Origin of the sequence: Sulfitobacter sp. F26169L (assembly GCF_026410285.1) — a bacterium.
In the GTDB taxonomy this organism is placed as follows: Bacteria; Pseudomonadota; Alphaproteobacteria; order Rhodobacterales; family Rhodobacteraceae; genus Sulfitobacter.
Genome location: NZ_JAPMLP010000015.1, coordinates 1 through 25022 on the forward strand (window position 1 = coordinate 1; position 25022 = coordinate 25022).

At 54.5% G+C, this 25022-nt stretch carries 24 protein-coding genes and 4 pseudogenes; 21 read left to right on the plus strand and 7 right to left on the minus strand.

Annotated features, from left to right (window positions below):
* Window positions 1-2336 (plus strand): Calx-beta domain-containing protein (locus OS189_RS17985; protein ID WP_267168728.1); only part of this gene is annotated, 2336 nt, incomplete at its 5' end.
* A gap of 216 nt (window positions 2337-2552) precedes the next feature.
* Here the strand turns inward: OS189_RS17985 and OS189_RS17990 are convergent.
* Window positions 2553-3442: pseudogene (locus tag OS189_RS17990) on the minus strand (IS3 family transposase); the annotation flags it as partial.
* 127 nt (window positions 3443-3569) lie between these two features.
* Window positions 3570-3815: pseudogene (locus tag OS189_RS17995) on the minus strand (transposase); the annotation flags it as partial.
* A gap of 152 nt (window positions 3816-3967) precedes the next feature.
* On the opposite strand from OS189_RS17995, the gene OS189_RS18000 reads away from it, so the two are divergent.
* The 15 genes from OS189_RS18000 to OS189_RS18070 all read left to right on the plus strand — a co-directional run bounded on the left by OS189_RS18000 (window position 3968) and on the right by OS189_RS18070 (window position 17137).
* Window positions 3968-4405: a c-type cytochrome gene (locus OS189_RS18000; protein WP_416237494.1), complete on the plus strand. Its 438-nt coding sequence runs from the start codon at window positions 3968-3970 to the stop codon at window positions 4403-4405.
* A 20-nt stretch (window positions 4406-4425) separates the two neighbouring features.
* Window positions 4426-4620 (plus strand): hypothetical protein, encoded by a 195-nt coding sequence (locus OS189_RS18005; protein ID WP_267168729.1) that lies wholly within the window; start codon window positions 4426-4428, stop codon window positions 4618-4620.
* A gap of 71 nt (window positions 4621-4691) precedes the next feature.
* Complete coding sequence (locus OS189_RS18010) at window positions 4692-5915, plus strand: multicopper oxidase family protein (RefSeq protein WP_267168730.1); 1224 nt, start codon at window positions 4692-4694, stop codon at window positions 5913-5915.
* A gap of 2 nt (window positions 5916-5917) precedes the next feature.
* Window positions 5918-6337, plus strand: coding sequence for a c-type cytochrome (locus OS189_RS18015; protein ID WP_416237496.1), 420 nt, complete (start codon window positions 5918-5920; stop codon window positions 6335-6337).
* An 88-nt stretch (window positions 6338-6425) separates the two neighbouring features.
* Complete coding sequence (locus tag OS189_RS18020; protein WP_267168731.1) at window positions 6426-8933, plus strand: heavy metal translocating P-type ATPase; 2508 nt, start codon at window positions 6426-6428, stop codon at window positions 8931-8933.
* 10 nt (window positions 8934-8943) lie between these two features.
* Entirely contained in the window at window positions 8944-9336 is a 393-nt protein-coding gene (cueR, locus tag OS189_RS18025; RefSeq protein ID WP_267168732.1) for a Cu(I)-responsive transcriptional regulator, read from the plus strand.
* Window positions 9337-9404: 68 nt separating this feature from the next.
* Window positions 9405-9881 (plus strand): DUF305 domain-containing protein, encoded by a 477-nt coding sequence (locus tag OS189_RS18030; RefSeq protein ID WP_267168733.1) that lies wholly within the window; start codon window positions 9405-9407, stop codon window positions 9879-9881.
* 463 nt (window positions 9882-10344) lie between these two features.
* Window positions 10345-10596: a hypothetical protein gene (locus OS189_RS18735; protein ID WP_416237495.1), complete on the plus strand. Its 252-nt coding sequence runs from the start codon at window positions 10345-10347 to the stop codon at window positions 10594-10596.
* A gap of 170 nt (window positions 10597-10766) precedes the next feature.
* Window positions 10767-11171, plus strand: coding sequence for a hypothetical protein (locus tag OS189_RS18040; RefSeq protein WP_267168734.1), 405 nt, complete (start codon window positions 10767-10769; stop codon window positions 11169-11171).
* Between the two features lie 317 nt (window positions 11172-11488).
* Entirely contained in the window at window positions 11489-12952 is a 1464-nt protein-coding gene (locus OS189_RS18045; protein ID WP_267168735.1) for a TolC family protein, read from the plus strand.
* A gap of 13 nt (window positions 12953-12965) precedes the next feature.
* Window positions 12966-14324, plus strand: coding sequence for a multicopper oxidase family protein (locus tag OS189_RS18050; protein WP_267168736.1), 1359 nt, complete (start codon window positions 12966-12968; stop codon window positions 14322-14324).
* 45 nt (window positions 14325-14369) lie between these two features.
* Entirely contained in the window at window positions 14370-15167 is a 798-nt protein-coding gene (locus OS189_RS18055; protein WP_267168737.1) for a copper-binding protein, read from the plus strand.
* Between the two features lie 107 nt (window positions 15168-15274).
* A complete protein-coding gene (locus OS189_RS18060; RefSeq protein ID WP_267168738.1) occupies window positions 15275-15802 on the plus strand; it encodes a cupredoxin domain-containing protein in 528 nt (175 codons plus the stop codon).
* Window positions 15799-16152 carry a hypothetical protein gene (locus OS189_RS18065; protein ID WP_267168739.1) on the plus strand — a complete coding sequence of 118 codons (354 nt, stop codon included), beginning with the start codon at window positions 15799-15801 and terminating at the stop codon, window positions 16150-16152. Before OS189_RS18060 ends, OS189_RS18065 begins: the two co-directional genes overlap by 4 nt.
* Window positions 16153-16786: 634 nt before the next feature.
* A complete protein-coding gene (locus tag OS189_RS18070) occupies window positions 16787-17137 on the plus strand; it encodes a helix-turn-helix domain-containing protein (RefSeq protein ID WP_267168740.1) in 351 nt (116 codons plus the stop codon).
* A 103-nt stretch (window positions 17138-17240) separates the two neighbouring features.
* Here the strand turns inward: OS189_RS18070 and OS189_RS18075 are convergent, their stop codons facing one another.
* The 3 genes and pseudogenes from OS189_RS18075 to OS189_RS18085 form a co-directional block, all read right to left on the minus strand.
* On the minus strand, window positions 17241-18071 hold the full coding sequence (locus tag OS189_RS18075) for an acyl-homoserine-lactone synthase (RefSeq protein ID WP_267168741.1): 831 nt from the start codon (window positions 18069-18071) through the stop codon (window positions 17241-17243).
* Between the two features lie 77 nt (window positions 18072-18148).
* Window positions 18149-18850, minus strand: a complete 702-nt coding sequence (locus OS189_RS18080; protein ID WP_267168742.1) for an autoinducer binding domain-containing protein — start codon at window positions 18848-18850, stop codon at window positions 18149-18151.
* A gap of 281 nt (window positions 18851-19131) precedes the next feature.
* A pseudogene (locus OS189_RS18085) lies at window positions 19132-19472 on the minus strand (transposase); the annotation flags it as partial.
* Window positions 19473-19557: 85 nt separating this feature from the next.
* On the opposite strand from OS189_RS18085, the pseudogene OS189_RS18090 reads away from it, so the two are divergent.
* The 3 genes and pseudogenes from OS189_RS18090 to OS189_RS18095 all read left to right on the plus strand — a co-directional run.
* Window positions 19558-19982, plus strand: a pseudogene (locus tag OS189_RS18090) (transposase); the annotation flags it as partial.
* Window positions 19983-20137: 155 nt separating this feature from the next.
* Entirely contained in the window at window positions 20138-20569 is a 432-nt protein-coding gene (locus OS189_RS18740; protein WP_416237497.1) for a GFA family protein, read from the plus strand.
* A gap of 506 nt (window positions 20570-21075) precedes the next feature.
* Window positions 21076-21939: a hypothetical protein gene (locus OS189_RS18095; RefSeq protein WP_267168743.1), complete on the plus strand. Its 864-nt coding sequence runs from the start codon at window positions 21076-21078 to the stop codon at window positions 21937-21939.
* Here OS189_RS18095 and OS189_RS18100 read toward each other — a convergent pair.
* Both OS189_RS18100 and OS189_RS18105 read right to left on the minus strand, forming a co-directional pair.
* Window positions 21889-22383: an HNH endonuclease signature motif containing protein gene (locus OS189_RS18100; RefSeq protein WP_323380250.1), complete on the minus strand. Its 495-nt coding sequence runs from the start codon at window positions 22381-22383 to the stop codon at window positions 21889-21891. The two genes, OS189_RS18095 and OS189_RS18100, sit on opposite strands and share 51 nt — an antisense overlap.
* 21 nt (window positions 22384-22404) lie before the next feature.
* Window positions 22405-22590, minus strand: coding sequence for a hypothetical protein (locus OS189_RS18105; RefSeq protein ID WP_267168744.1), 186 nt, complete (start codon window positions 22588-22590; stop codon window positions 22405-22407).
* Window positions 22591-22963: 373 nt separating this feature from the next.
* Here OS189_RS18105 and OS189_RS18110 point away from each other — a divergent pair, with 373 nt between their 5' ends.
* Both OS189_RS18110 and OS189_RS18115 read left to right on the plus strand, forming a co-directional pair.
* On the plus strand, window positions 22964-23209 hold the full coding sequence (locus OS189_RS18110; protein WP_036560649.1) for a helix-turn-helix domain-containing protein: 246 nt from the start codon (window positions 22964-22966) through the stop codon (window positions 23207-23209).
* Window positions 23209-24501, plus strand: a complete 1293-nt coding sequence (locus OS189_RS18115) for a type II toxin-antitoxin system HipA family toxin (RefSeq protein ID WP_267168745.1) — start codon at window positions 23209-23211, stop codon at window positions 24499-24501. The genes OS189_RS18110 and OS189_RS18115 overlap by 1 nt, the downstream gene beginning before the upstream one ends.
* Window positions 24502-25022 lie beyond the last annotated feature (521 nt).

The window sequence follows — 25022 nt, forward strand, 5'->3', positions numbered from 1 at the left end:
TCGAGGGTGACAGCGGCACCAAGCAAGCCGTGTTCGAGGTGCGGCTGTCGGAGGCTTTTACCAGCGACATCACGTTGGATTATACGACTGTTGATGGAACAGCGACGGCTGGCAGCGACTACACCGCCACCTCGGGCAGTGTTACTTTCATCGCCGGTCAGACAGTAGCCGCTATCGCAGTAGACGTGGCGGGCGACACGACAGCGGAGACGGCCGAGAATTTCTCGCTTGTGGTCGAAACCGAGGCACCGATTTTCAACAACATCCAGGATTCAGCGGGCATTGCCACATTGCTGGACGATGACACGTCGGAAAGCCTGCCCGAGATTTCCGCGCTTCCGGGGCAGGCAAGCGAATCCGGTGACCTGTATTTCGACGTGTTTCTGTCAGAGGCCTCGCTTTCTGACATAACCGTGGAATACCGTGCGGTGCCAGATGGGTCAGCGCTGGTCGATGCGAGCGATTTTGGTTTGCGCTCACCTGCGGACACCTTCACTCTCACGATTCAGGCCGGTCAGACCCATGCAACGATCAACTATTCAAACACCCGATTCAATGGTACCGACGAAGTAGACGAAAATTTCACTTTGCAGTTCAGTAATCCCGATGGTGCCGTATTGGCCGGTGGTGAACAAGTTTTGTCAGTGACCGGTGTGTTCCTTGACGATGACGGCTCTGCGCAGGATCGCGCGCTTTTTGTGTCTGATCCAGTCATCCTCGAGGGTGACAGCGGCACCAAGCAAGCCGTGTTCGAGGTGCGGCTGTCGGAGGCTTTTACCAGCGACATCACGTTGGATTATACGACTGCTGATGATACCGCTACGGCTGGCAGCGACTATACTGCCACCTCGGGCAGTGTTACTTTCATCGCCGGTCAGACAGTGGCGGCAATCGCGGTGGATGTTGCCGGCGACTTTGACGTCGAAAGCGCAGAGACCTTCTTTCTCCGGCTGGAATCAGCGGATCCCATCTTTGGTAACGACGACAATGTCGGGATCGCGCGGATCCTCAATAATGACACGCCAAATGAGGACCCCAACGCCTACGCCGACAGCTATGAGGTCGATGAAAATGATCGTCTGACGATTAGCAGTCCTGGCGTGCTGGACAACGACACAGATGACGGCGTCCTGGAGCGGGCGACCGTGGTTACGGATGTGGAAAATGGCACGCTCGTGCTCAACACAGACGGCTCGTTCGTCTATACGCCGGATCCGGATTTCAACGGGAGTGACAGTTTTGTCTACCGCGCCACGGACAACCGCAGCGGAACAGACGACGCAATGGTCAGCATCACGGTTAACAGCACCAATCAGGCTCCCAACGGTATTGCACTGAGTTCTGTCTCTGTCGAGGAAAACGCCGGCGCAAATGCGGAGATCGGTGATTTGTCAGCGACAGATCCTGATAATGATGCGCTGTTATTCACGTTGAGCAATGATGCTGGCGGTCGGTTCAAGGTGGAAGGGAACGTCCTTCAGGCCGTGAGCGGCCTTGATTACGAGGCTGCGTCGAGCTACGCGATCGAGGTTGTTGCGCGTGATCCGGATGGGGCGGAGACTTCAGAAACCTTTACCATCAACGTAATTAACGATCCTGCCGACGATAGTGTGAATTTGACCGGCGATGCCGGTCCCAATCGCCTCGAGGGCACGGCGCTCAACGACGTGCTATCCGGTTTGGGCGGGAATGATACGCTGTTCGGCCTTGCTGGCGATGACACGTTGAACGGAGGTGATGGTACTGACAATCTGGTGGGTGGCGATGGCAACGATTTGCTCACGGGTGGTGAAAGCGAGAATGACCGGCGCGACAATATCTTCGGCGGTAGTGGCAATGACACAATTTTCGGCGGTTACGGCAACGACGAAGTGCGCGGAGATGCGGGCGATGACGTCGTATCAGGAGGCTTTGGCGCCGACACAGTGATCGGAGGTACTGGCAATGATAGCATTACCGGTTCGGCACTCGCTGATTTGTTGTTCGGCTCGGACGGCGATGATTTTATCAATGGCGGTTTCGGGTACGATCAGGTCAATGGTGGAGATGGCGCAGACAGTTTCTTCCACCTAGGCATTGCCGACCACGGATCCGACTGGATTCAGGACTACAATGCTGCCGAGGGCGATGTTCTTGTGTTTGGCAACGCTGACGCGACACGCGCCCAATTCCAGATCAATGTGACTACGACCCCTAATGCAGGAGCCGACGACGTTGAGGAAGCCTTCGTGATTTACCGCCCCACAGGCCAGATCATATGGGCGCTGGTCGACGGCAACGGTCAGGACGAGATCAACCTTCGGATCGGTAGCGAAGTCTTCGACCTGACAATGTGAGGTTCCGGGAGGGGCTGCAACGTCCCTCTCCTTATTGCAAGCGCAAGTCCCCAAAACCGATCGGTGGGTTGGCTATTGACCTGCCCCCGGTCGTCTCTCATTCTTAACGAGAGGCCTTGGGTTTGATAGTCGGCGGTTTCGGGTGTGGAAAGCGCGCCGATAAAGATGCCATCAAACTGGACCTGTCGCGCTTTTTGTACCGCCACAAGTGCTCGTTTAGGCCACATTTCGCTCGAAGGCGTCAGGGCTTTTCCAGCTCGGTGCTGAGTGTCGGCGGCGCGGATTGTAGAAGCCATTGATGTATTCGAAGATGGCCATTTCAGCCTTGCGGCGTGTTTTCCGAGGGTGCCGCCAAATAAGTTCTGCTTTGATGGTTTTGAAGAAGGTCTCAACAGCCGCATTATCGTAGCAATTACTTTTGCCAGACATCGATACCTTGAACCCATGCTGGCGCAGGATTTTCTGATAATCATGAGAACAGTATTGTGACCCGCGATCCGTGTGATGAATGCAGCCTGTGGGGGACGAACGGAATGCGATGGCCATGTTTAATGCACGGATCACCAAATCGCGCCTTATGCTGTTGCTGACCGCCCAGCCGATGATGCGAGGGGAACGCAAGTCTAGGGTCACAGCCAAGTAAAGCCAGTTTTCACGGGTCCAGTCATAGCTGATATCACCGGCCCATTTCTGGTTTGGCGCTTCTGCCATGAAGTCACGATCCAGCAGGTTCGGCGCGATATTGAACTTATAATCACTGTCTGCCGTCACCTTGTGCTTACGTGTTTCGACTGCTGATATGCCGTTCTGGCGCATCAATCTGCCAACGCGCCTGTGGCCAATATCCAGTCCAATTTTCTTCAGCTTTTCGGTCATTCGTGAGCGACCATAGCTGCCCAAACTAAGCCATGATTTTTTCTCATATGCGCCAGAGTGACCAAGTCATACCGCTGTCGGCGGCTGGCTGGACGGGTGCGCCAAGCCCGCAACCCACGCGAGCTGACACCGACAACATTGCACAGGCGATTGGCCGAGAATTTATCTCGACGTTCTTCGATGCACCTAAACCTCATTGCGTTAGGTCTGCGAAGAACTGGGTGGCGTTTTTAGGATGTCCCGCGCCTCCGCTGGACCGGCTGGAGAGCCGAACGCGTGCATCACCGATCCTTGCCATTTTATCAGAGGCATCGACCACCAAAGTCGAGCCGCCCGTACCAGAGCGCAACGCGATGGCGCGGATGCGGCCCGCGCCGTGTCACCGGCAAGCCGCTTCTTCCCAGCATTCATGAAGCCCTTGAATTACTTGTAATAGATGCTCTGTGATATGCCCCCACGACGGCACAGTTCGGCAATGCTGTCCTCGCCGCGCAGCCCATCAAAAACAATCCGGATCTTTTCTCCAGATGAATAATGCTTGCGCGTTGCACGCTTGATGTCTTTGACGATCTTCTCGCATGGGCCCTTCGTTGTCTTTCTCATCGTCCACTCCTTGGTGGTTACGATGAGTAACAAACCCTCTCTTCGCAAATGACCCTATTTGGACCCACAAGCGCTGACGTCAGATAAAGCCTTGACCTTCCACCTGCTGGAACACGTATCGTTCGCTCTAAAATGACTGAGAGGCAGATGCAGTGACGAAGTTCATAATAACAGCGGCAGTGATTATCACAGTGCTGGGCGTCGGGGTGACCTACTTGCCTCTCGGGGGGGGTAAGTCAGCTGAAAATTCGGTTGGCTCTGATGCTGGGGCCGAGATCGTCAGTGTCACGCTACCCGACGCTTTGACGCAAAATGCGCAGATCGGGCAGCGGGCCTATGATGCAAACTGTGCCTCGTGTCACGGGATTAACGCGGCAGGGCAGGAGGGTATCGCACCTCCGCTTGTTCACATCATTTATGAGCCAAGCCACCATGCGGACGAAAGTTTCCAGCGGGCCGTGTCATTTGGCGTGCGCGCGCATCACTGGCCCTTCGGCGACATGCCGGCGGTCGAGGGGCTGACGCGCGGTGATGTCACCTTGATCACTGCCTACATTCGAGAATTGCAACGCGCCAACGGAATCAACTGATAGCTTATGAGTAAATGAGAATGAAAAATAGACTGCTTGCGCTGGGGGCAGCGAACAAGCCGCGGTTTATTCCGGCGCTCAAAGTGGGCGATCCGCATGCCGCAGGGCATCTGTCGCGCTCCCTTTCCATCGAAGGGGGGCGTGATCCCGACTGTGCTGGCTGTTACAGCAGTTCTGTCATCCAAAATCGCTTTGCCGACATGAGGTTTACATGAAGAGACGGAGTTTTTTGGCTTCCACCAGCGCGCTCGCATTTCTCCCAGGCGCGGTTTTTGCGATGGGGGAGATGTTGCGATTGAAAGCCGAAACGGTTGTGCAGCAGGTCTTGCCCGAGGGCAAAGGGACGACTGCGATGCTGGGTTTCAACGGCGCGATGCCCGGGCCCGAGCTGCGCCTGCGCCGCGGTATTCGGGCTGAGGTGGAGGTTGAGAATGGGCTTGAGGAGGGCACCGCCGTTCACTGGCATGGTATACGACTGGAAAACAGGATGGATGGTGTGCCCGTACTCACGCAGGAGTTGATCCAGCCGGCCGCGCGGATGACCTACAGTTTTGTGCCGCCGGATTCCGGAACATACTGGTATCATTCGCATTATATCTCGCACGAGCAAGTCGCACGCGGCATGATGGGGGCGCTGATCATCGAGGATGATGTGCCGCCGGACGTGGATCATGACATTACTGTGCTGTTCGCGGATTGGAGGCTGGAGGAGGACGGCGGCCTCGTTGACGAGTATGCTGACATGCACAGTGTTGCCCATGGCGGTTATCTGGGGAATTTTGCGCGGGGGTTTTTGTCCCAATCGCAGGTCAGTATCGGGGACCGCATACGCCTTCGGCTTATCAATGGGGCTACAAACAGGATATTTCCATTGCAAATAAGCGGGGCTTCGGGATCCATTATGGCGCTCGACGGTATGGCGTTGGCCGCGCCGCGCGCTTTGACAGCTATAACACTGGCCCCCGCACAACGTGCTGATGTGATCGTGGATGTTCAGGCGGATATCGCCTTTGATCTGTTGGTGCGGGATGGTTCGTTCCGTCTGGCCGATCTTGCAGCCGTGGGAGTGAATGCCGACAGAAAGCCAGGCCCGATTGCGGCGCTTGCTGCGCCGGATTTACCCAAACCGGACACGCCGACACAGCATCTGACCCTGACCATGATGGGGGGTGCCATGGGCGGGCGGCACGGGGGTGACAACACTTGGGCCTTCAATAACGTCTCCGATCTGCAGCCGGAGCCGTTCGGCGCGTTCCAGCGGGGCGAGACGGTCCGGATCACGCTGGTCAACGATACCTCCTTTCCGCATGGCATCCATTTGCATGGCCATCACTTCTACGAGGTAGATGCAGACGGAGCCCTTGGGGATCTGCGCGACACCACGCTGGTGGATGCGCGCGCCAGCCGCGATGTAATCTGTGTCTTTGACAATCCAGGCAAATGGTTACTGCACTGTCATATGCTGAGCCACGCAGTAGGAGGCATGCGCACATGGATTACTGTCGCATGAGAATGCTGCCGCTGGTTTTCATGGTTTGCGCAAGCGCTGCAAATGCTGATCACGAATTGGAGGGGCGCGACATCGCGGCAGGTGCCATGCTCTATGCTGCGAACTGCGCCACCTGCCATGGGGTGAATTTGGAAGGGCAGCCGGATTGGCGCTCTACCGGAGAGGACGGCGTTCTTTCCGCACCGCCGCATGATGCGTCTGGCCATACATGGCATCACGATAATGCAATGTTGTTTGATTATACCAAGCAGGGCGGGCAGGCGGCTTTGGCCGCGATGGGTGTGAGTGGATTCAACAGCGGCATGCCTGCCTTTGAGGGCATAATTTCGGATGACGGGATATGGGATATCCTCGCCTATATCCGCTCTACCTGGCCCGAGCGGCAGCGTGATGTTCAGGCTGGTCGAAACCCGCCACATTAAAACCACGAAGATTAAATACACATCAGCCCTTGACCCTCCAGTTACTGGAAGCCCTATCTGTGGGGAATACCAGATCAGGAGCCTCACCATGAGCAGCGAAAATTCGACCACCTTCCATGTCAGCGAGATGTCCTGCGCCTCTTGTGTTGGGCGGGTAGAAAAAGCGTTGCTGGCCGTGCCGGGGGTGCAAATGGCATCGGTAAACCTTGCAGCAGAGACAGCGACAGTCGTGATGGCGGAAGGGTCTGATATGGAGCCTGTCGTTACTGCGCTCAAGGACGCGGGTTACCCTGCGGAGCTTCAAACATACAGATTTTCAATCGAAAATATGTCTTGTGCGTCCTGTGTCGGGCGGGTTGAACGCGCCCTTGGCTCAGTGCCGGGTGTTTTGACGGCTTCAGTAAATCTGGCGCAGGAGCGCGCAACAGTTCAAGCGCTTGGCGTCTCCGCTGTGCAGATTTCACAGGTGGCGAGCGCTGCCGGTTATCCGGCGCGGCTGATCACGGATGAGGGCGACACTGATGACACCCGCGACCGCAAGGCATCAGAGGCTGCCCAGCTCAAGACGATGACACTGCTGGCCGCAGCGTTGACCCTGCCTGTGTTCGTCCTTGAGATGGGCAGTCACCTGATCCCTGCGCTGCACATGTGGATCATGGACACGATGGGCATGGGGCTGAATTGGGTGGTCCAGTTTGTCCTGACGACCCTTGTTCTCGCGATCCCCGGACGGCAATTCTATCTCAAAGGGTTTCCCGCGCTGTTCAAAGGTGCGCCCGATATGAATTCCCTTGTCGCTCTTGGCACGTCTGCGGCATGGGGGTTTTCCACTGTCGCATTGTTTGTGCCGATGCTTTTGCCAGAGGGCACGCGCGCAGTTTACTTTGAGGCGGCGGCGGTCATTGTTACCCTTATTTTACTGGGTCGCTTTCTTGAGGCCCGCGCCAAAGGGCGCACAGGGCAGGCGATTGCACGGCTTGTCGGGCTCAAGGCCAAGACGGCTCATGTGGAGCGGAGCGGCGAGATTGTCGAGTTACCAGTCGATGATATCGTCGTCGGTGATCTGGTGCAGGTGCGGCCCGGAGAAAAGATCGCCCTCGACGGGATCGTGGTGCGTGGCGTGTCTTATGTCGATGAGAGCATGATCACCGGAGAACCTGTGCCGACCGAGAAATCCGAAGGCGCTGAGGTTGTCGGTGGCACAGTAAACGGCACTGGCGGGTTGACGTTCCGCGCCACGAAAGTGGGCGCTGACACGATGCTGGCGCAGATCATCCGCATGGTGGAAGAAGCGCAGGGGGCCAAGCTGCCGATACAGGATTTGGTCAACCGGATCACGCTTTGGTTTGTGCCTGCAGTGATGGGCGTTGCGGCGCTGACTTTTGTCGCATGGTTGGTGCTGGGGCCGTCCCCCGCCCTCGGTCTTGCCGTTGTGGCGGCCGTGGCTGTCCTGATCATTGCCTGTCCTTGCGCGATGGGGCTTGCTACCCCCACGTCGATCATGGTGGGCACGGGCCGTGCCGCGGAGCTCGGCGTTTTGTTCCGGCGTGGCGATGCCTTGCAGTCGCTGGGCGATATCGAAACTGTTGCGTTTGATAAAACCGGCACACTGACGCAGGGGCGTCCGGAGTTGACCGATCTAAAGGTGATGGAAGGGTTCCAAGAGAGTGATGTGCTGCGGCTGGTGGCCTCGGTTGAGGCCACATCTGAGCACCCGATCGCTGCTGCGATTGTGCGGCGTGCGCAACAGGAGGGGCTGGCCATCGGCGTTGTCGACGCGTTCCAGTCGTTAACTGGTTACGGTGTCAGCGCCGTAGTTGACGGGCACGAAATCCTCGTCGGAGCCGACCGCCTGATGGTGCGCGAGGGTATCGCGCTTGATGCCGTGCAAGAATTGGGCACAGCGCTGGGAGAGGCGGGAAAGACCCCGCTCTATGCTGCAATTGACGGGCGTTTGGCCGCAATCATTGCAGTATCTGACCCCATCAAACCTAGCACGGCGCAGGCAATCGAGGCGCTGCACGCGCTGGGTCTCAAGGTTGCGATGATCACAGGTGATAATCAGGCCACGGCGGAAGCAATAGCCGCACAGCTGGGCATTGATGCGGTCGTTGCCGAGGTCCTGCCTGAAGGCAAGGTGGAGGCGCTACAACATCTGCAAGCGGGGGGGCGCAAGCTGGCCTTTGTCGGGGATGGTATTAATGATGCGCCCGCCTTGGCTCATGCGGACGTGGGAGTAGCCATCGGCACCGGCACCGATGTGGCGATCGAGGCTGCGGACGTGGTGCTAATGTCTGGTGACCTGAACGGGGTTGTGAACGCACTGCATGTGAGCAAACACACAATGCGCAACATCCGCCAGAACCTGTTCTGGGCTTTCGGTTATAATGCATTGCTGATCCCAGTGGCGGCAGGGGTGTTCTATCCGCTTTCGGGCTTGATGCTGTCGCCCGCACTGGCTGCTGGGGCGATGGCGCTCTCGAGCGTGTTTGTGCTGTCCAATGCGCTGCGGCTGCGGTGGATCGCCCCTGCTGCTGCGGAAGATCAAACAACACGCACTGATACTGGCAAGCTTGTGCCCGCGGCAGCAGAATAGGAGAGCGGTGATGAATATCGGCGAAGTTGCAAAGAAATCAGGCTTACCTGCTAAAACCATAAGGTATTATGAGGATATTGGCCTGATCACACCATTGCGTGACACAAACGGCTACCGCAGTTTTCGCGACAGCGACATGCACAAGCTGGCGTTTCTGGGCCGCTCCCGGGCGCTGGGGTTTACCATTGAAGATTGCCGCAACCTTCTGGCGCTGTGGGATGATCAGGACCGCGCAAGCGCCGATGTGCGTGCCATTGCGAAGGAACATCTGGAGCAAATCGAGCGTAAGATCGCGGACCTCATAGCTATTCGCGATACGCTTTCCCACTTGGTGCAGACATGCGCCGGTGACGGCCGTCCAGACTGCCCGATCCTTGCGAAGCTGGAGAAATTTCCGACATAATTATGGAACCCTCCAGCGCTGGAGGCTGGTTTACCCCCTGAAAACGAAATTAATCGGGGAGTGTTTCCATGTCTTACATGCGTTTTTTCTCAATGATCATCACATCAACGGTGGTCATGTTCGGTTTGATGTATCTTAACACCTACGCGCTCGGACACGTCTTTTTCAGCGAGACACGCAGCTACATGGCGCTTTATATGGGCGCAGTAATGGCAGCTATCATGCTGGCGTTTATGTTGGGTATGCATACCAACCGCGCCGCGAACATGGCGATATTTGTCGGCAGCGCGCTGGTCTTTGGTCTCGCGCTGTTTGCCGTGCGCAGTCAAACTACGGTCGATGACACATCCTGGATGCGCGCGATGATCCCACACCACTCCATCGCAATTCTCACCTCGGAGCGGGCAAATATCACGGACCCGCGTGTGCGCAAGCTGGCCGATGACATTATTGAGGCGCAGCGTTTGGAGATTTCCGAGATGAAAGCGCTGATCATCGATCTGGAAGGCGGCCCCGCTGCAACACCAGAAATTGACGGAAAATGAAGGCGATGGATATGCCATGCATTAAAGATTTCAGAACCGCTTAACTCTGCCGGATCGCAACCCGGACCACACATGCTCCTACGGCCGGAAATTCAAAGACCTGTTGGAGCGGCAGGGGTTGGAGGTCGAGGATCACCCATCGCAGACCCGCGAACAACTGATGCGTTAAAGAAAAGGTATGAAGTTGTGACGCTGCCCCAGATGTTTGTCGAGGGGGAACGCGTTGGCGGATATTAGGATCTGCGCATTTAATTCGATCCGAAAAAACCGAAAGTGAAATAGACCGAAACCTGATATCAACCGGTCATTACGGTGGCCGGCTTGATAGTGTTTGGTCTGTCATGGTATAATTTTGAGATTATCTTCACCTGGCGCGCGTTTGAATGGTTGATCTCGATCTCGATCTCGATCTCGATGTGCTTTGGCCGTTCAAGAGCTGCAAGATATCGAGAGTTTTTCTGAAATGTTTGTCAAATATGACCTGCTGGCGCAGGGCTGGGTGCCCTATAGCGAGGTTGATCCCTTCAGTGAGACATTTGCCGGTATCGCCATGACCGCAAACGCGCTGTTGTGGCTGGCGGCCCCTGTCGCAACTATCATCGGCGAAATCGGGGCGACTTCGGTCATCAAGGCAGTCTTATCGCCAACGCGAGCTGAAATGCGCCGGCGTGGGCGGCAGCAGCAACGTGCCGCTCGGCTTTATCTCGTTGACTGAATATCTGAAGATGCTGGGAAGGCGGTGGGTAGATGCTGGCGTGGATGTTTTGAGGTATATCGGTCTAAGTGCCTGCGGTCGGCGTATCCACGTTTGTAACACGAAAAAGTTGGAAACCTTCCTGCGCTGGATGGATTGACAGGAGGGAGCGAGTTGCCCACACGAAAGAGATGAGTATGCTTAATCCCATATACGCGATGATGAAAACGATGGCTTGCGCTACGTTCGTCTTTGCTTTGTTGCTCCTTCCGCCCTCCGCTGCCCATGCATCCGCATCCATGCATGGTGGCCATCATTCTGCTGTCGAGACCATGACAGTTGGTGCTGATCACCAATCACATGATATGTCGCAGGTTGCTAAAGTAGCTGGGAAATGTGGGGCTGTGGACAGTGCCGAAGGGCAAGACCACGAGGCGGGTAAATGCTGTAGCGGTATTTGCAGTTCAGTAGTTCTTAATGAGACGGCCACTGTGTTTGTGGTTCATACCATTGCTGGCCGTTATATCCCCCTTCAAGCTCAGGCGCGCTCGACCGAGCCTTCAGGCTTTCTACGCCCTCCCCAATTTCTGATCTGATCATAGGCTCTTAACAGGGCCTTCGTTTCGCGTGCCTTGCACGCGGTTCCGAAGTTCATCAGTCAGGCACGATCCATGAAAATTCAACTACTTTTGGGGGCTTCGGCCCTCGCTCTTGGCGCTTGCGCGCAAGAACTCAAGCCTTTGCCCTATACGGCGACGCCATTGCCCGTCGTTTCCGCACAACAAGCCGTTACGAACGCGGCCGTTGTGTCGCCTGTGAGGTATCAAGATCCCCTCGCCGGATACACTTATCGCGGCCCGACCGGCCCTCGCGATTGGCGCACAGTCAACGAAGAACAGTCGGAGGGAAATTGATGCGAATTTCTAAATTACCGCTGATTGCAGGTTTCCCGCTGTTTTTGGGGGCGTGCGCTGTGGCAATACCTGGCGCCTATACCGAGCCCAAAGCAGGCTTTGCCAACGTTGCAAGCCAGGTGATACCTGCAATAGGCAAGCGAACTGTGTTCGCCGAAACTCAGGCTGAAAACGAAGCCCTGAAGAAACAAGTTCAAGGGATGGTACATCGGAAGACGATCTCTGCTGATACTGCTGTACAAGTCGCATTGCTCAATAACAAAGGCTTGCAGGCATCATATGCAAATGTAGGCTTATCTGCTGCTGAAGCATGGCAGCAATCCACTCCTGAAAACCCGGTCGTATCTGTTGGGATCCTTGGTATCGGAGCTGCAGAGTTGGGATTGTACCGCGCGATTGAGAGCATGATTGCCGTCAACATTCTGGATGCCCAGACGCGTAAGCAGCGCAGGGCGCTGGCAGATGTGAATTTTCGTGCGGCCCAATTGGAGGCCGTGAACGACACGCTCACACTTGCCAATCAGACGCGGCAGGCTTGGATCAATGCCGTGGCCGCGTTCGAGACCGCCAACTATCTAAAACGCGCCAAAGCGACTTCTGATGCCGGTTCAGAGCTCGCGCGCAAGCTTGGGGAAACTGGCGCTCTGAACAAAGCAGGGCAGGCCCGAGAGCAGGCGTTCAATGCGGAGCTTGCAGGCCAACTGGCACAAGCACGACTGACCGCGGACCGCGCGAAGGAAGAATTGACGAGGCTTATGGGCCTCTGGGGTACGCAGGTCGATTACTATGTGCCCGATGCGCTGCCATCACTGCCAAAGTCGGTTGGGCAGGTCCGCAATGTGGAGGCGAAGGCACTGCGAAACCGTGTTGACTTGCGCGTAGCCAAGCTGGGTCTCGAAGCACAAGCAGCGGCGTTTGGTTTAACGGATCAAGCGCGGCTGGTTACGGACCTTGAGATCATCGCGGGAGCCGAGTTGGAGCGTGAAGCCGAAGACGGTGATATCGAAACTAAGGTAACCCCACAGATCGAACTCGAGTTTGCGATCCCGATCTATGACACGGGCAAAGCGCGAATGCGCAAGGCGGAGTTGACGTATCTGCAAGCCGCCAACGTTTTGGCGGAACGTGCCGTAAATGTGCGATCCGAGGCGCGTGGTGCCGAGAAATCCTACCACTCCTCTTATAAGATCGCGCGCCATTACCGCGATGTTCTGGTGCCTTTGCGCAAGACCGTCGAGGACGAAGGGCTGCTGTCTTACAACGGCATGATCACCAACACATTCGAGCTGCTGACGGACGTGCGCGAGAAGCTCAGCGCATCGCTGGAAGCTGCAAACGCGAAGCGCGAATTTTATATGGCGCAAGCTGATCTGACCGCTGCCATTTACGGCGGTGGTGCAGGCAGCGGTGGTGCCGGTGTTGAAGGTGCAACTTTGGCCGCCGGCGGCGGCGCAGGACACTGAAAGGAAAGATGATATGTTGAACAGACGTCAATTACTCGGAGCCGGCGCTGCAGGTGCAACGCTTGTCTCTTCCCAAGCTTGGGGCCAGACTTTGAACATGGGTTTGCCCGAAGCGGCGATGATGGATACCGCGGCAACGCAAGTCACCGCGCGGCCCTCATCCGGGGTGGATTACAATCCTGTCGTCACCCTGAATGGCTGGACCCTACCGCACCGCATGAACAACGGGGTGAAGGAATTCCACCTTGTCGCTGAGCCGGTGGAGCGCGAGCTGGCCGATGGTATGGTCGCCCATCTGTGGGGGTACAACGGCCAGTCAACCGGACCGACCATCGAAGCGGTCGAGGGCGACCGCGTGCGCATCTACGTTACAAACAAACTGCCCGAGAATACGAGCGTCCACTGGCACGGCCTCATTCTGCCGTCGGGTATGGACGGTGTGGTCGGCCTTAGCCATCCGGGGATCAAGCCGGGCAAAACCTTTGTCTATGAGTTCGATCTGACCAAATCGGGCACGTTCATGTATCATCCTCACGCGGATGAGATGGTGCAGATGGCGATGGGGATGATGGGCATGTTTGTGGTCCACCCAAAGGATCCGACATTCATGCCTGTGGACCGCGATTTCCTGATCATGCTCAACGCTTTCGACATTGATCCCGGCACTTATGTGCCGCGTATCATGACGATGAACGACTTCAACCTTTGGACATGGAACAGCCGGATTTTCCCCGACATCGACCCGCTGGTGGTGAACAAAGGCGACAAGGTGCGGGTGCGCGTGGGCAACCTGACGATGACAAACCATCCGATCCACATGCACGGGTATGATTTTAAGGTGACCTGCACCGATGGTGGCTGGGTGCCCGAGAGCGCGCAGTGGCCGGAGGTCAGCATCGACATTCCCGTGGGAGCCATGCGGGCTTACGAGTTCACGGCAGATCACTTGGGTGATTGGGCCATCCACTGCCACAAATCGCACCATACGATGAATGCGATGGGCCACGACGTGCCGACGTTTATCGGCGTGAACAAAGAACAGCTGACCCAGAAAATGCGGAAGTTCCAGCCAGATTATATGCCGATGGGCACCGCTGGCATGGGCGACATGGGCAAAATGACCATGGAGCTTCCCGATAATACAATTCCGATGATGAATGGCTGGGGGCCCCATGGCCCGATTGAAATGGGCGGCATGTTCTCAGTCGTGAAAGTTCGTGAGGGTATTGAAGCGGACGATTACGAGGATCCCGGCTGGTATGAAAACCCTCCTGGCGAGCAGGCGTATGAGTGGACCGGTGAGCTGCCGGAGTTCGCGTCCAACAACAGCCCCAAGACCATTCTGACACCGAAACCAACGCAAAAGGGCTGAACCGGCCCTTTGTTCAAAACATCAACAAAACTAGAGGAAAAATAGATGAAAAACCTTCTTTTAACAACTGCAATCGCCCTTACTTTTGCCATGCCTACATTTGCTGCCGGCACTCATGACGGTGGCCATGGTGCTGAAAAAACTGCCTCCCACGGCGCTGACGGGCACAGTGACAATCATGCCGAAATGATGATGATCGGAATGCCTGGTGACGCTTCCAAAGTGGACCGGACAATCAACGTGACCATGGTTGAAACCGACGATGGCAAGATGCTCCTTGAGGGTGACGAGATGACCTTCGAAACAGGTGAAACGATCCGGTTTGTCATCGAAAACAAGGGCGAACTGGAGCATGAGTTCGTTTTGGACACGATGGAGCGCAACGCAGCCCACAAGATCGAAATGGCCAAGATGATGATGGAGCATGACGATCCAAACCGCATCACCCTTGATGCGGGAGCCTCTGGTGAGGTGATCTGGACCTTCGCAAATGATGGAACGTTCGAGGCTGCGTGCCTCATTCCGGGTCACTACGAATCCGGCATGTATCGCGCGGTTGCTGTTGGCGAACACGCAATGAAGGCAAGCATGACGATGGCGGCAACGGATGTTCAGGTCGCGCAGGCTGATGTCGAATACACCAAAGGCAAGGTAACAAAAGTCGATGCAAAGGGCGGCAAGGTCACGATTGACCATGGACCTCTGCTGAACCTTGATATGCCTGCCATGAAGATGGTGTTTCGCGCAGACGAGGCGATGATTTCCAAACTGTCCGAAGGGCAGGAGATCGAATTCGTCGCCGAACCGGTAAAGGGCAGGCTGACCGTTACGCAACTTAAGTAATAGGGTCAGGAGGCGATGTGCTTCATCGCCTCCTACCATCGGTTCAAACAGCCCCATGTTTGTGTCAACGCCCCCTCCAAAAAAGCACTGATCTAATGGAGCATGAAATGAAGAGCTTCTTTATGACGCTACTCACGCTGAGCAGCTTGAATATGGCCACGGTGAGCGCGCAGGCAAGCACGCGTGTAGGAGACGAGCCTCATGCCCGCGCATACGACCACCTTGGGCATGTTCCCATAGGCAAGCCGGCATCAGGAAAAGAGACCACCCGCACAATCGAGATCAACATCGAGGAAACGAAAAGCGGCTATATGCTGTTTGACCCTGACGCGATCCACATCAAGGAGGGGGCTGTTGTCCGTTTTGTAATCAATAATTTCGGAGACCTGGATCATGAGTTTTTTCTGGGCTCTTTTGATGAGATCAAAAAGCATCAGCAATGGATGCGTGAGCACCCTGAGATGAAGCATGAAGACCCAAACGCGGTATCGATCCCAAGCGGATCGAGCAAAACGCTGGATTGGAATTTTTCGAGCAAGACCAATCTCGAGTTCGTCTGCTTGGTTCCGGGGCACCGAGAGGCAGGGATGTTTGGCGTCATTATGGTGCATGACCACCTCGCGCCAAAGCAATGAGCCATTCAGAGGTGATCGGGTGTTGGGATGGATACTACATCGCTGTTCATGATTTGGTGCTGTTTTTCGGCTATCCATACGACGATGCAGTGGAGGACTGGGTTTACCCGATCATCCATCTGATTTTCGTTCTGACACCTGCACTGCTTTTGGCTGTCTTGCTTTCCTTCGTGATTCGCAGGCTGATTGAGCGGTCGCGGTGGCTACCGCTTCAAGAACCACAAGTTTCCACCGCAAGAGGTCTTGATCCCAGCCTATTCAACACTGTTCTGAAATACTCTCGCGAGCAGCAAGTATTGATGATCATACTCAGCCTTGTCGCAATGCCGATCATGTATCTCACGCTGTAGCTGCCGAAACAGATCGTAAACAGTGCATTGGAGGCAGATCGCTTTCCGATCACGCTCTTGGGGTATGAATCTGAGCAGGCGACCCTGTTGATGACGTTGTCAGGTCTTCACCTGCTGGCGATCAGTGCGAGCGGTCTGAACAAGTATGTTTTGAATGTCTTCAAAAGGATAAGTCGCAGAGCGGGCTTTGCGGAGGTTTCTTTTACTGGTGTATCGGCAATGGCGCCGCGACCCGAATGCGCGAGACCAGAGCGATATTGTCCCTATCCTCGTTCAAGAGGTTGAACCCATCGGCGGATTTGAAGCAGATGTGCTGACACTACCGGTTCTTCAAGATGGCACACTCGCCACAAAATTATTGTTTATTTTATGCAGGACCCCGTTTTGGGTGCTGCAGCGCTGACCGTTTTACCGATCCAATTGCCCCTCTTTCCCCAGCTACAACGTCGTGTGAACGGATATTCCCGCACCTGAGCAGACTTTACAAGCTTGCACCAGCTTGGGACTTAATATCAGTTCAATTGGACACTTTAGGTTCCCCCATTGTTGAGAATTAATTTATTGCTCTTTTAAATTCAACAGGCTAGACAATCATAGCTCAGCAAAATATCGGAATTTTCCTATGCCTCATCCCGTGGACACCTACGTTGGCCATAGACTTAAGCTGCTTCGCAAACGCTGCAACTTTTCTCAAACAGATCTCGGAAATAAACTCGGCATCTCATTTCAACAGGTTCAAAAATATGAGACCGGTTCTAACCGTATTTCCGCCAGCCGACTCTTTGAATTGGCGCAGTTTTTGAATGTAACACCTGGATATTTCTTTGACGGAATCCACACGGAAAATAATCGTGAAAAGCAGCAGACTTCAGACGAAACGTTTGTGGCTGCACTTTCCCAAGTTGAAGGCGAGAGTACCAAAGAGGGGGTCCTCAAGTTTAATCCGGGTTTCTCGAGTGAAGATAGCAAAACACGCGAAGAATGATGGTTGCTACTTTTCAATTTGCGGACTCTATGGGGTAGTCTACGCGCCGTGATAACACGGCACTTGGTGTAGCACGTCTGAACAGACTGACGATGTATACAGCTTAAGTGAGCAGCTTTGAAGACTTCAGCAAAGCGCTAAGTCGAAGCGCATCAGTGAGCTCTAACTGAGTAGCAGCGTCCGCTATCTGTTCCTGACAATACTCCCGCAGCAACGCTTCGGTGTTTTGACCAAGACCGGATGATGCAACCTGAGCATACTCAAGCTCAAGGCTTTGACCCGTTTTCGCACCATCAGACAGCATCTCTGCCCGCTCTGAATCTACGAACACAGATCCTTCTATTCCTGCGAACTGTCGGGTCCGCTGAATACGGTCATCTGTACAATCAAGAAGTGCGGCCATGGCGCTGACTTTGCCCATTGGAGTAGTTTTGCCGACGTATCCGTAAGGGGCGCAATCAGAACGTTTTAGAACACGGTTCATCACCGGATCGATAACGGTAACAATATCTGAAATACCGGAGTCGCGCGCATACTCCAGCGACGCTGTCATGAGCTCGCATGTTGCATAGCTGATCGAGCCATGAACTTTGCCACGACCCAGAATTTCCGTATCCACACAAAACCGTGTAGATTCCCAAAGAGTAGAGCTTCTCAGCGGCGGTTCCCCATCCAAAATAGATGAAAACACGTCCGACAACATATGCGGGCCGGTAGTTTGCAGCGCGCGAACACAAGATACGACGTTATCGTCGTCATCAACGCCTATAACGTAAGCCGGATCAAGCGCATCGAACTGGTCAATTTCGCGTCCGTTTTGTATGTGTACTTCCCAGCCAAGCCGCTGTCCGAACACGCGCGCGCGAAGTTCAAACATTTTGTCTAGAAGACTTGAGTAGCGGTGCCGGTTTGTACCATCGATAACTATAATCATTTCGGTCTTCTCCTTTTGAGAGAAGTGTCATCTATATTTTAAAGCGATACTATTGTGGAAATCCCGTAGACGTCTGCTTAACCTGGAAATATCAATCTGCTTCCTATGGCACGCCCGACCGCTTGTGCAGTGGTAAGTGCCGAGAGTTTACTTCTGCTCGATCTCAAATGCACTTCTACTGTTCGGTTTGAAATTGATAAGATATCAGCGATATCCTGTTGCGATTTGCCCGCTGCGATCCACTGCAAAATCTCTATTTCTCGCGCCGATAGAAGCGGCTGCATCAACTTCTTACTCAACACATTGGTATGCATTACGTGGTCATGGAGATGCACTGCTGTGATCTGTAGATTACCTAGTATTTTCTTTTTCAGCAGTTGCCATTCTCTGTCAGGGCAATCACGAGTAACACTAAAGAGACCAATGTCCCCGAACGGTCCTCTCACAGGGATAGTAAGACCTTGTTCAGAAATACAAAAATCATTCGCCGCTCGAAAAATAGTTTTGAAAGACTGGTCATCACGTAGACGTTGCCAGTCAACAGGTGCGATACTGCGCGCTCCCATCAGCAATGTCGGATCTTTATGCTCAAATCCCTTTTTCACATAATGGACTTGCCATTCATCCGGGTAGTTAACGAAGCCATGTACCTTGTTCGCGACGGGATCAATTCCTGCATATGCAGCAAAATCAAGTTCGTATTCTTCGCAAACGGAATCGAGCAACTCTCTAAAGTTGTGCTGAGGAAAGGGAGACTTGCTCAAATCTATGACAGACATTGTTTAGCTATGCCCGTTTGCGAGCAATGCTGCAAGGTTCTTACAGCGCATTCAGCGAACTGCTCCCTGCTCCTTTTCAGCAAGTCTGTGACTTCGCACCTATAAAACCTGAAGCTTCCCGAGACTTGTAACGAATTTTTACACAGGCCTGCTCAAACCAGGATGTACCCTCGCCTCAAAGCCGACCTCTGAACGATGTGCAGTGAGCCGATTCTGTTGAAATACACGGTGTTGCTGGCGCAGAAAGTCGCGTCTTGAAATGTGCGCGAACGCCTTCCGTATCAGGCTTTGCACGTTTGCTGCGGTGCAGGAAAGGTTTTGTCTGATTTGCGGAGGTCTTGGGCAGTTGCAGCGAGGCGAAATTCGTCATTTTTCTCACATGGGCCACGTAGTCGGAGCCGCCCCAACCCGAGAATGCGTTTGAGATGGGCGACGAGCATTTCCACCTTCTTTCTGAGCTGCATCGAGATCACATATTGTCTGGTCTAGGGAATATCACGTTCCACTTGACGGGCGTCTTCGTGCTCCTCGAGGGTGATAGAACGAAAGTCGCCGTTTGGGCCGCCTCTTGCTTTTGAAGGGCAGGCTTGCACGTCAGTTTCAAAGCGCGATATTTGGCGACGCATTTGCGGTCCGGTCCTCTTTGGACCTGTCGCGGTTTGGTGCCGCTCCTTTGATAGCATTTACTGCAACAAAGGAGATGAACTATGGGACTGAAGCGCACTATGGAATTCCGCAAGGATGCGGTGCGCATTGCGCTAACCAGTGGGTTGACGCGCAAACAGGTGGCTGACGATCTGGGTGTCGGGATGTCGACGCTGAACAATTGGATCACGGCACACCGAGACACGGATGTGGTGTCGAAAGAGGATCTGAGCCCTGCCCAAGAGAATGATCGACTTCGACGTGAGATCCGGCTCCTCAAGGAGGAGAGGGAAATCCTAAAAAAGGCCACCCAGTTTTTCGCGGGCCTAAAGCAATGAGATCTAGGTTTATTGGAGAACACAGAGCCCGCTTTCCAGCTAATCACTTGTGCGATGACGTTGGCGTCAGCGCACGCTGGCCGCTCGGCTTGTCGGCAACCCCACAGTGTGTGGTGGGTTTCAAACAGCGACGGCCTCTTGCGATAATGACTTGTGAGGCTCCGCTGTGGCCAAGGTCGTCTCTGAGCAGGCAATCACTAAGTGATCAGAAGGTCTGCGATGCGGACAAAGTTGCCGTTCAGATTTATGCTGCTTCCTGCTAATGAATGACAAACAAGTTTGCAGTGAAAGACAGGTTATCAGAATGTCAGGCGTAAATTCGGTGCGGTCAGGGCAATGTGCTTGTGGAGCAGTAACCTTTTCTGTTCGTGCGCCAAATACCTATGGCGCATGCCATTGCCGAATGTGTCGTCGTTGGTGTGGAGGAGTTTGGATGGGCATTGTCTGCGACGAAATTATAGAAATAGGAGGTGACATTACTCATTGGAAATCTTCCAAAATTGGATCGCGCGGGTCCTGCAAACGGTGCGGATCGTCAATTTGGTACAAACCGTGTCACTCCAAAAAATACACTTTTGGCCAAGGTCTCTTCAACGATCAGGAAGATTGGACGTTGACCCGAGAAATATTCTGCGAAGACAAACCTATCCACTATGCGTTTACGCAGGACCGACAGGTTCCATTAACCGGATTGGGAACTTTGGTAGCCCTACTTTCAGGAAGGCTTCCAAAGTAGGTCCGGGCTTAAAAACTGACCTTAGCCGCGCATGGAATATTTGTGGAAGTATGCCGGCAAGGACCAAGATGGTTTCGAAGCAGGCGCACTGTTGTTTCTCGAGAAGGGATTTTGCGGGCTTTTCTATGGACCACTTCTTCGGTCTGATACGAAAAAACAGCCGCAGCCTGTAAACCAAGCTGTAAACTAACACCTGAGTTCGGTGTAGATATCGCCTAAGTCATTGAAATTATTTGGAGGCGAGTATCGGAATCGAACCGGTGTACACGGATTTGCAATCCGGAAAATTTCGTTGATTTAACAGGGAGAAATTGTAAACGGACTTGTTTCGTTCACGGTCACTTTTCAATAGGTTACGAGGCCGAGGTAAACGGTTTTTCGCAGGCCAAAAGGGAAAGAAAAACCGCTGAGGGGGCGGCCACCCACCTCAACGGCATAGAAGAGTTTTTCTACCCTAATCACTACGCGAATTTCGGGCTGACCTCAAGCCAGTTGGTGGTGCGATTATGAGTTGGCGTATCGCAAATGAATGCGCAGAGCGCCGCTTTGGCAGTGCCGCGCGCAAACAGATCATTATGTTTCTTGCAGATAAGGCGAGCGATGACGGCTCGGGTATCTGGTGCTCCAAAGGAACGATCCAACGCCACACAGAGCTTAGCGAGAGCACCGTCAAACGCACCATCATCGACTTCCTGCGGGAAGGCATTTTGATCGAGACGGGGCGGCGGCACTGCAAGAACGGCTACACCGTCATCTACCGGATTGTTCTCGAACGCGTGGCTTCGATGGAAACCACTGCGGAACCCGATATCATGACGGGGTTCACAGTGGACCCCGTCCAGCCTGACCCCGGTGCGGGGTCCACTGTGACCGGGGTACGGGGTTCACGGTGGACCCCAAACCATCCTAAAACCATCCATAAACCACCTACGCGCAGGCGCGAGGCGTCGGCGGAGGTTGAAGATCCTGAATCTGAGAAGATCTTGGCGGCCTATCCCGAGGACAGGATCCGAGACCGGCGGACCAGTCTTTGTCTGATCGCAGCGGCGGTGAAGGCCGGAGTAAAGCCCGATGACTTGCTGGAGGCGGTCAAAATCTATGCGGAGGAGGGTGAGGGCTACACGCGGAGAAAGGTCTGTTTCTCAGATAACTGGTTCAAGATGCGTCGATGGGAGAAGGGGCTTGCCCAGATATGGGCCGACCGCGAGAAGGCACGAGAAGCCGAAGCCAAAGGTCGCGCCAGCCTTGCCGAGTGGATCCACGAGCGACATCCCCTGTGCCGCCATATTACCAACCGGCAGATCGAGGACTTGATCGCGTCAAAGCTGGTGACGCCTGAGCAGGTGCGCGCGGCGGGGCTGCGAGCGTGAGAAGGAGCGTGTGAAAATGCGTTTCTTGCGCATATTTTCTGCGACCGCATTGGCGATACAATCGTCATTCGAATTTAAGATGCCAAGACCCCAAGTTTGTTTTATGCCATGTTCAGCGGACTTCGTTTCGCCGGTGAAAAAAGGCTCGGTTACGGGACCGGTGTTCAGGATTTCAGCAAATGGGTCTTCAACCGTTTCTTGCGGTTCCAGAATTTCTTGAGTCTTCTTCGCCTTGCGATCAGCCATCGCGGAAGTAACCTCATTGAGGTCAGCAAGCTCAGACAATCGGACTCTGCGCCGATTTCCGTTGTTGTCGCGTCTAGTGACGACGCGAAGATTTTCCGGTCTATTGTCAGATGGATCATGGTTGATGTGGTCCACATCGAAGTCCCTCGGTACCCACTTGCCAATAGTTACAGCCACAATGAACCGATGTGTCAGGATCGATTTCTCTCCGTCTTTAAATCAGAGATAATCATGTCCCTCGGGGCTTTTACTGCCATTCGGTTTTTCGCCAAACACAGTCCCAGCGGGGTAGCCGAATTCATTGCCATCAATCACGTCGCTTAAATCCGGATATTCAATTTCATGAGGATGCGACGTTTCATATTCTTGGGCCAGAACGGACTTCACGTACTCAACGTCTTGCATCTGAATTTTCTCCGAATTGGCTTGCAGTAATTTCTCAAAGTCATGAACTCAACTTAGGTGTCGTAATCTCCCGTTGCCAGCGACGCCTTGAGATTTCTTCGAGCTGGAAAAAAGACACGTAGTCTCCTGAGGCTGGGCAGACAATACTTGCTCGGTTTGGGGATTTTGCGCTGGATACCTAGGGCAGGACGGTGATGTGGCGGTTTTAAGGCAGAATGGCAGAGGCCGGGGGCGACAGCTTTCGAGCGCGAGGAAACGGATTTGTTGCGAACCTGAATGTAGATCGACTATTACGCCATGGCGTAAAAAGTAGATATTTACGTTGCAGCGTAATTTATTCTGATTTACGCTGTGCCGCAAAAGGAGCAGTATCATGGACCTCACAGCACGAACGGCCGAGCAGATCGGCGAGGCACTTCGCCGGACGCGCAAAGCGCGCGGCTGGACCCAAAGCGACATCAGCGCGCGTACGAATTTGCGCGTCGCGACGATTTCGTCGCTTGAGAATGGCGACGCGGGAACCAAGCTCGCCACTGTGCTCGCTGTCATGGCGGCACTTGGGCTTGAGTTCCGATTGGTGGAGCGCGGTGGCTCGCTTGAGATTGAGGATATATTCTGATGGCCAAACACGGGCGTAGCGGCACGATGCAGGTGCTTCTGAACGGGCGATTGGTGGGGGCTTTGCGTCTCGCTGGTTCAGGGGCGATCAGCTTTACCTATGATCCGGACTGGTTGGCATGGGAACATGCCATGCCCATCTCGTTGTCACTGCCTTTGCGCGAAGAGGCGCATCAGGGCGGCCCTGTGATCGCCTACTTGGAAAACCTGCTGCCGGACAATCAGGCGATACGTGAACGCGTTGCCGCACGGGTGCGTGCGGGCGGCACGGACGCGTGGCACATGCTGGAGAAAATCGGGCGCGATTGCGTGGGGGCCTTGCAATTCATCTCAGGTGAGGTTCCAGAGATTGGCGCGCTCGAGGGAGAGCTCGTATCTGAGGCGCAGATTGCGGATATGCTGCGCAACCTTGCAAGCGCTCCGCTCGGCTTGGATGAGGAAAACGACTTCCGCATTTCCATCGCCGGGGCGCAGGAGAAAACGGCGCTGCTGCGCCACGAAGGCGCGTGGATCCGCCCATCGGGGCTCACCCCCACAACCCATATCCTCAAGACCCAGCTTGGCGTCTTGCCTGCAGGGATCGACTTGTCCGACAGCGTCGAGAACGAATTGTTCTGCATGAACCTCTGTCGGGCCATGGGCATGGATGTGGCTGAAGTCGAGATTGCCGACTTCGAGGACGTGCGGAGCCTTGTTGTGACCCGGTTCGATCGGCGCTGGACCAAAGATGGCCGGTTGATCCGCCTCCCGCAGGAAGACTTTTGCCAGGCGCTCACAGTTCCACCCAGCCAGAAATACCAAATGGATGGCGGGCCGGGGATCACTGAAGGGATCCGGTTGTTGACTGGTAGTGATGACCCTGAAGCAGATCAGCGTGCCTTCTTCCGCGCGCAGGTGCTGTTTTGGCTTTTGGGAGCGACGGACGGGCACGCCAAGAACTTCAGCATTGCATTGCGCCCCGGAGGTTTTCGCATGACTCCGCTTTATGATGTGCTGAGCGCCCAGAAAGCCGTGGATGACGGTCAAATCCGTCAGAACCGGATGCGCCTCGCGATGGCCGTCGACGGACACTACCGGATCAACGAGGTGGTGCCGCGTCATTTCCCGCAGGCTGCAAAGGCGGCTGGTTTTGGTGTGGTGCTGGCTGAAGAAGTCTTGTCGGACATCGCGGCAAAACTTGAACCCGCCTTGGACAAGACACTCGCAGACTTGCCGTATGGGTTCCCACAGCCATTGGCGGAAGCCATTGCCGCTGGCATACGACGTCGGGCGATTGCCTTTCATGCCGTATGATCCGCAGATCATGTTTCCGATTTATGATCGGTAGATCATATCGAGTGGCATGTTGAGTTCCTGCAACAAAACGTGTGTGGATCCAGGGAACGCCGCAATTGTTAGGTCGCAGGGGCGTCACTCTATTCGATGCATCGGATTTTCCATGTGGATGGACGCCAAAGCGGACATTAAGTTGAATTGCAGCGAATAACTGCCAAGAGCCCATTCTGTAAATTCAGTTTTCCTGCTGCTTGCGCTCGCAGCGTGGAAAATGTTGCATCAGCGTAAGATTAGGTGCTGCCGCGCAGCGGGAATACCAGCCATTCGTGCAGAGCGCAGCAAGGATCAAAGGTCGAATTCACAGATTGCGGGACAAAGTAAGCTTTCGCTGCAGTTGTGCCAATGACGGCTTAGGCGATTCAGTGAAACGTGGTAGAATCGCAATTCACAAATTGAAAATGGTTGCTTGTCATGAATAACGATGAGAAAATTTCCGCCCATTATTGCCACGGCAACCTGCTAACTGCGATTAAAGCGGG

Excerpts from the sequence above, each read along its gene's own strand:
- OS189_RS18030 (WP_267168733.1), top strand. The coding sequence starts at position 9,405 with ATGTCTTACATGCGTTTTTTCTCAATGATCATCACATCAACGGTGGTC.
- OS189_RS18050 (WP_267168736.1), top strand. The coding sequence starts at position 12,966 with ATGTTGAACAGACGTCAATTACTCGGAGCCGGCGCTGCAGGTGCAACG.
- OS189_RS18060 (WP_267168738.1), top strand. The coding sequence starts at position 15,275 with ATGAAGAGCTTCTTTATGACGCTACTCACGCTGAGCAGCTTGAATATG.
- OS189_RS18095 (WP_267168743.1), top strand. The coding sequence starts at position 21,076 with ATGAGTTGGCGTATCGCAAATGAATGCGCAGAGCGCCGCTTTGGCAGT.
- OS189_RS18740 (WP_416237497.1), top strand. The coding sequence starts at position 20,138 with ATGTCAGGCGTAAATTCGGTGCGGTCAGGGCAATGTGCTTGTGGAGCA.
- OS189_RS18110 (WP_036560649.1), top strand. The coding sequence starts at position 22,964 with ATGGACCTCACAGCACGAACGGCCGAGCAGATCGGCGAGGCACTTCGC.
- OS189_RS18010 (WP_267168730.1), top strand. The coding sequence starts at position 4,692 with ATGTTGCGATTGAAAGCCGAAACGGTTGTGCAGCAGGTCTTGCCCGAG.
- OS189_RS18015 (WP_416237496.1), top strand. The coding sequence starts at position 5,918 with ATGCTGCCGCTGGTTTTCATGGTTTGCGCAAGCGCTGCAAATGCTGAT.
- OS189_RS18005 (WP_267168729.1), top strand. The coding sequence starts at position 4,426 with ATGAAAAATAGACTGCTTGCGCTGGGGGCAGCGAACAAGCCGCGGTTT.
- OS189_RS18080 (WP_267168742.1), bottom strand. The coding sequence starts at position 18,850 with ATGTCTGTCATAGATTTGAGCAAGTCTCCCTTTCCTCAGCACAACTTT.
- OS189_RS18040 (WP_267168734.1), top strand. The coding sequence starts at position 10,767 with ATGAGTATGCTTAATCCCATATACGCGATGATGAAAACGATGGCTTGC.
- OS189_RS18075 (WP_267168741.1), bottom strand. The coding sequence starts at position 18,071 with ATGATTATAGTTATCGATGGTACAAACCGGCACCGCTACTCAAGTCTT.
- cueR (WP_267168732.1), top strand. The coding sequence starts at position 8,944 with ATGAATATCGGCGAAGTTGCAAAGAAATCAGGCTTACCTGCTAAAACC.
- OS189_RS18065 (WP_267168739.1), top strand. The coding sequence starts at position 15,799 with ATGAGCCATTCAGAGGTGATCGGGTGTTGGGATGGATACTACATCGCT.
- OS189_RS18055 (WP_267168737.1), top strand. The coding sequence starts at position 14,370 with ATGAAAAACCTTCTTTTAACAACTGCAATCGCCCTTACTTTTGCCATG.
- OS189_RS18105 (WP_267168744.1), bottom strand. The coding sequence starts at position 22,590 with ATGCAAGACGTTGAGTACGTGAAGTCCGTTCTGGCCCAAGAATATGAA.
- OS189_RS18735 (WP_416237495.1), top strand. The coding sequence starts at position 10,345 with ATGTTTGTCAAATATGACCTGCTGGCGCAGGGCTGGGTGCCCTATAGC.
- OS189_RS18020 (WP_267168731.1), top strand. The coding sequence starts at position 6,426 with ATGAGCAGCGAAAATTCGACCACCTTCCATGTCAGCGAGATGTCCTGC.
- OS189_RS18115 (WP_267168745.1), top strand. The coding sequence starts at position 23,209 with ATGGCCAAACACGGGCGTAGCGGCACGATGCAGGTGCTTCTGAACGGG.
- OS189_RS18045 (WP_267168735.1), top strand. The coding sequence starts at position 11,489 with ATGCGAATTTCTAAATTACCGCTGATTGCAGGTTTCCCGCTGTTTTTG.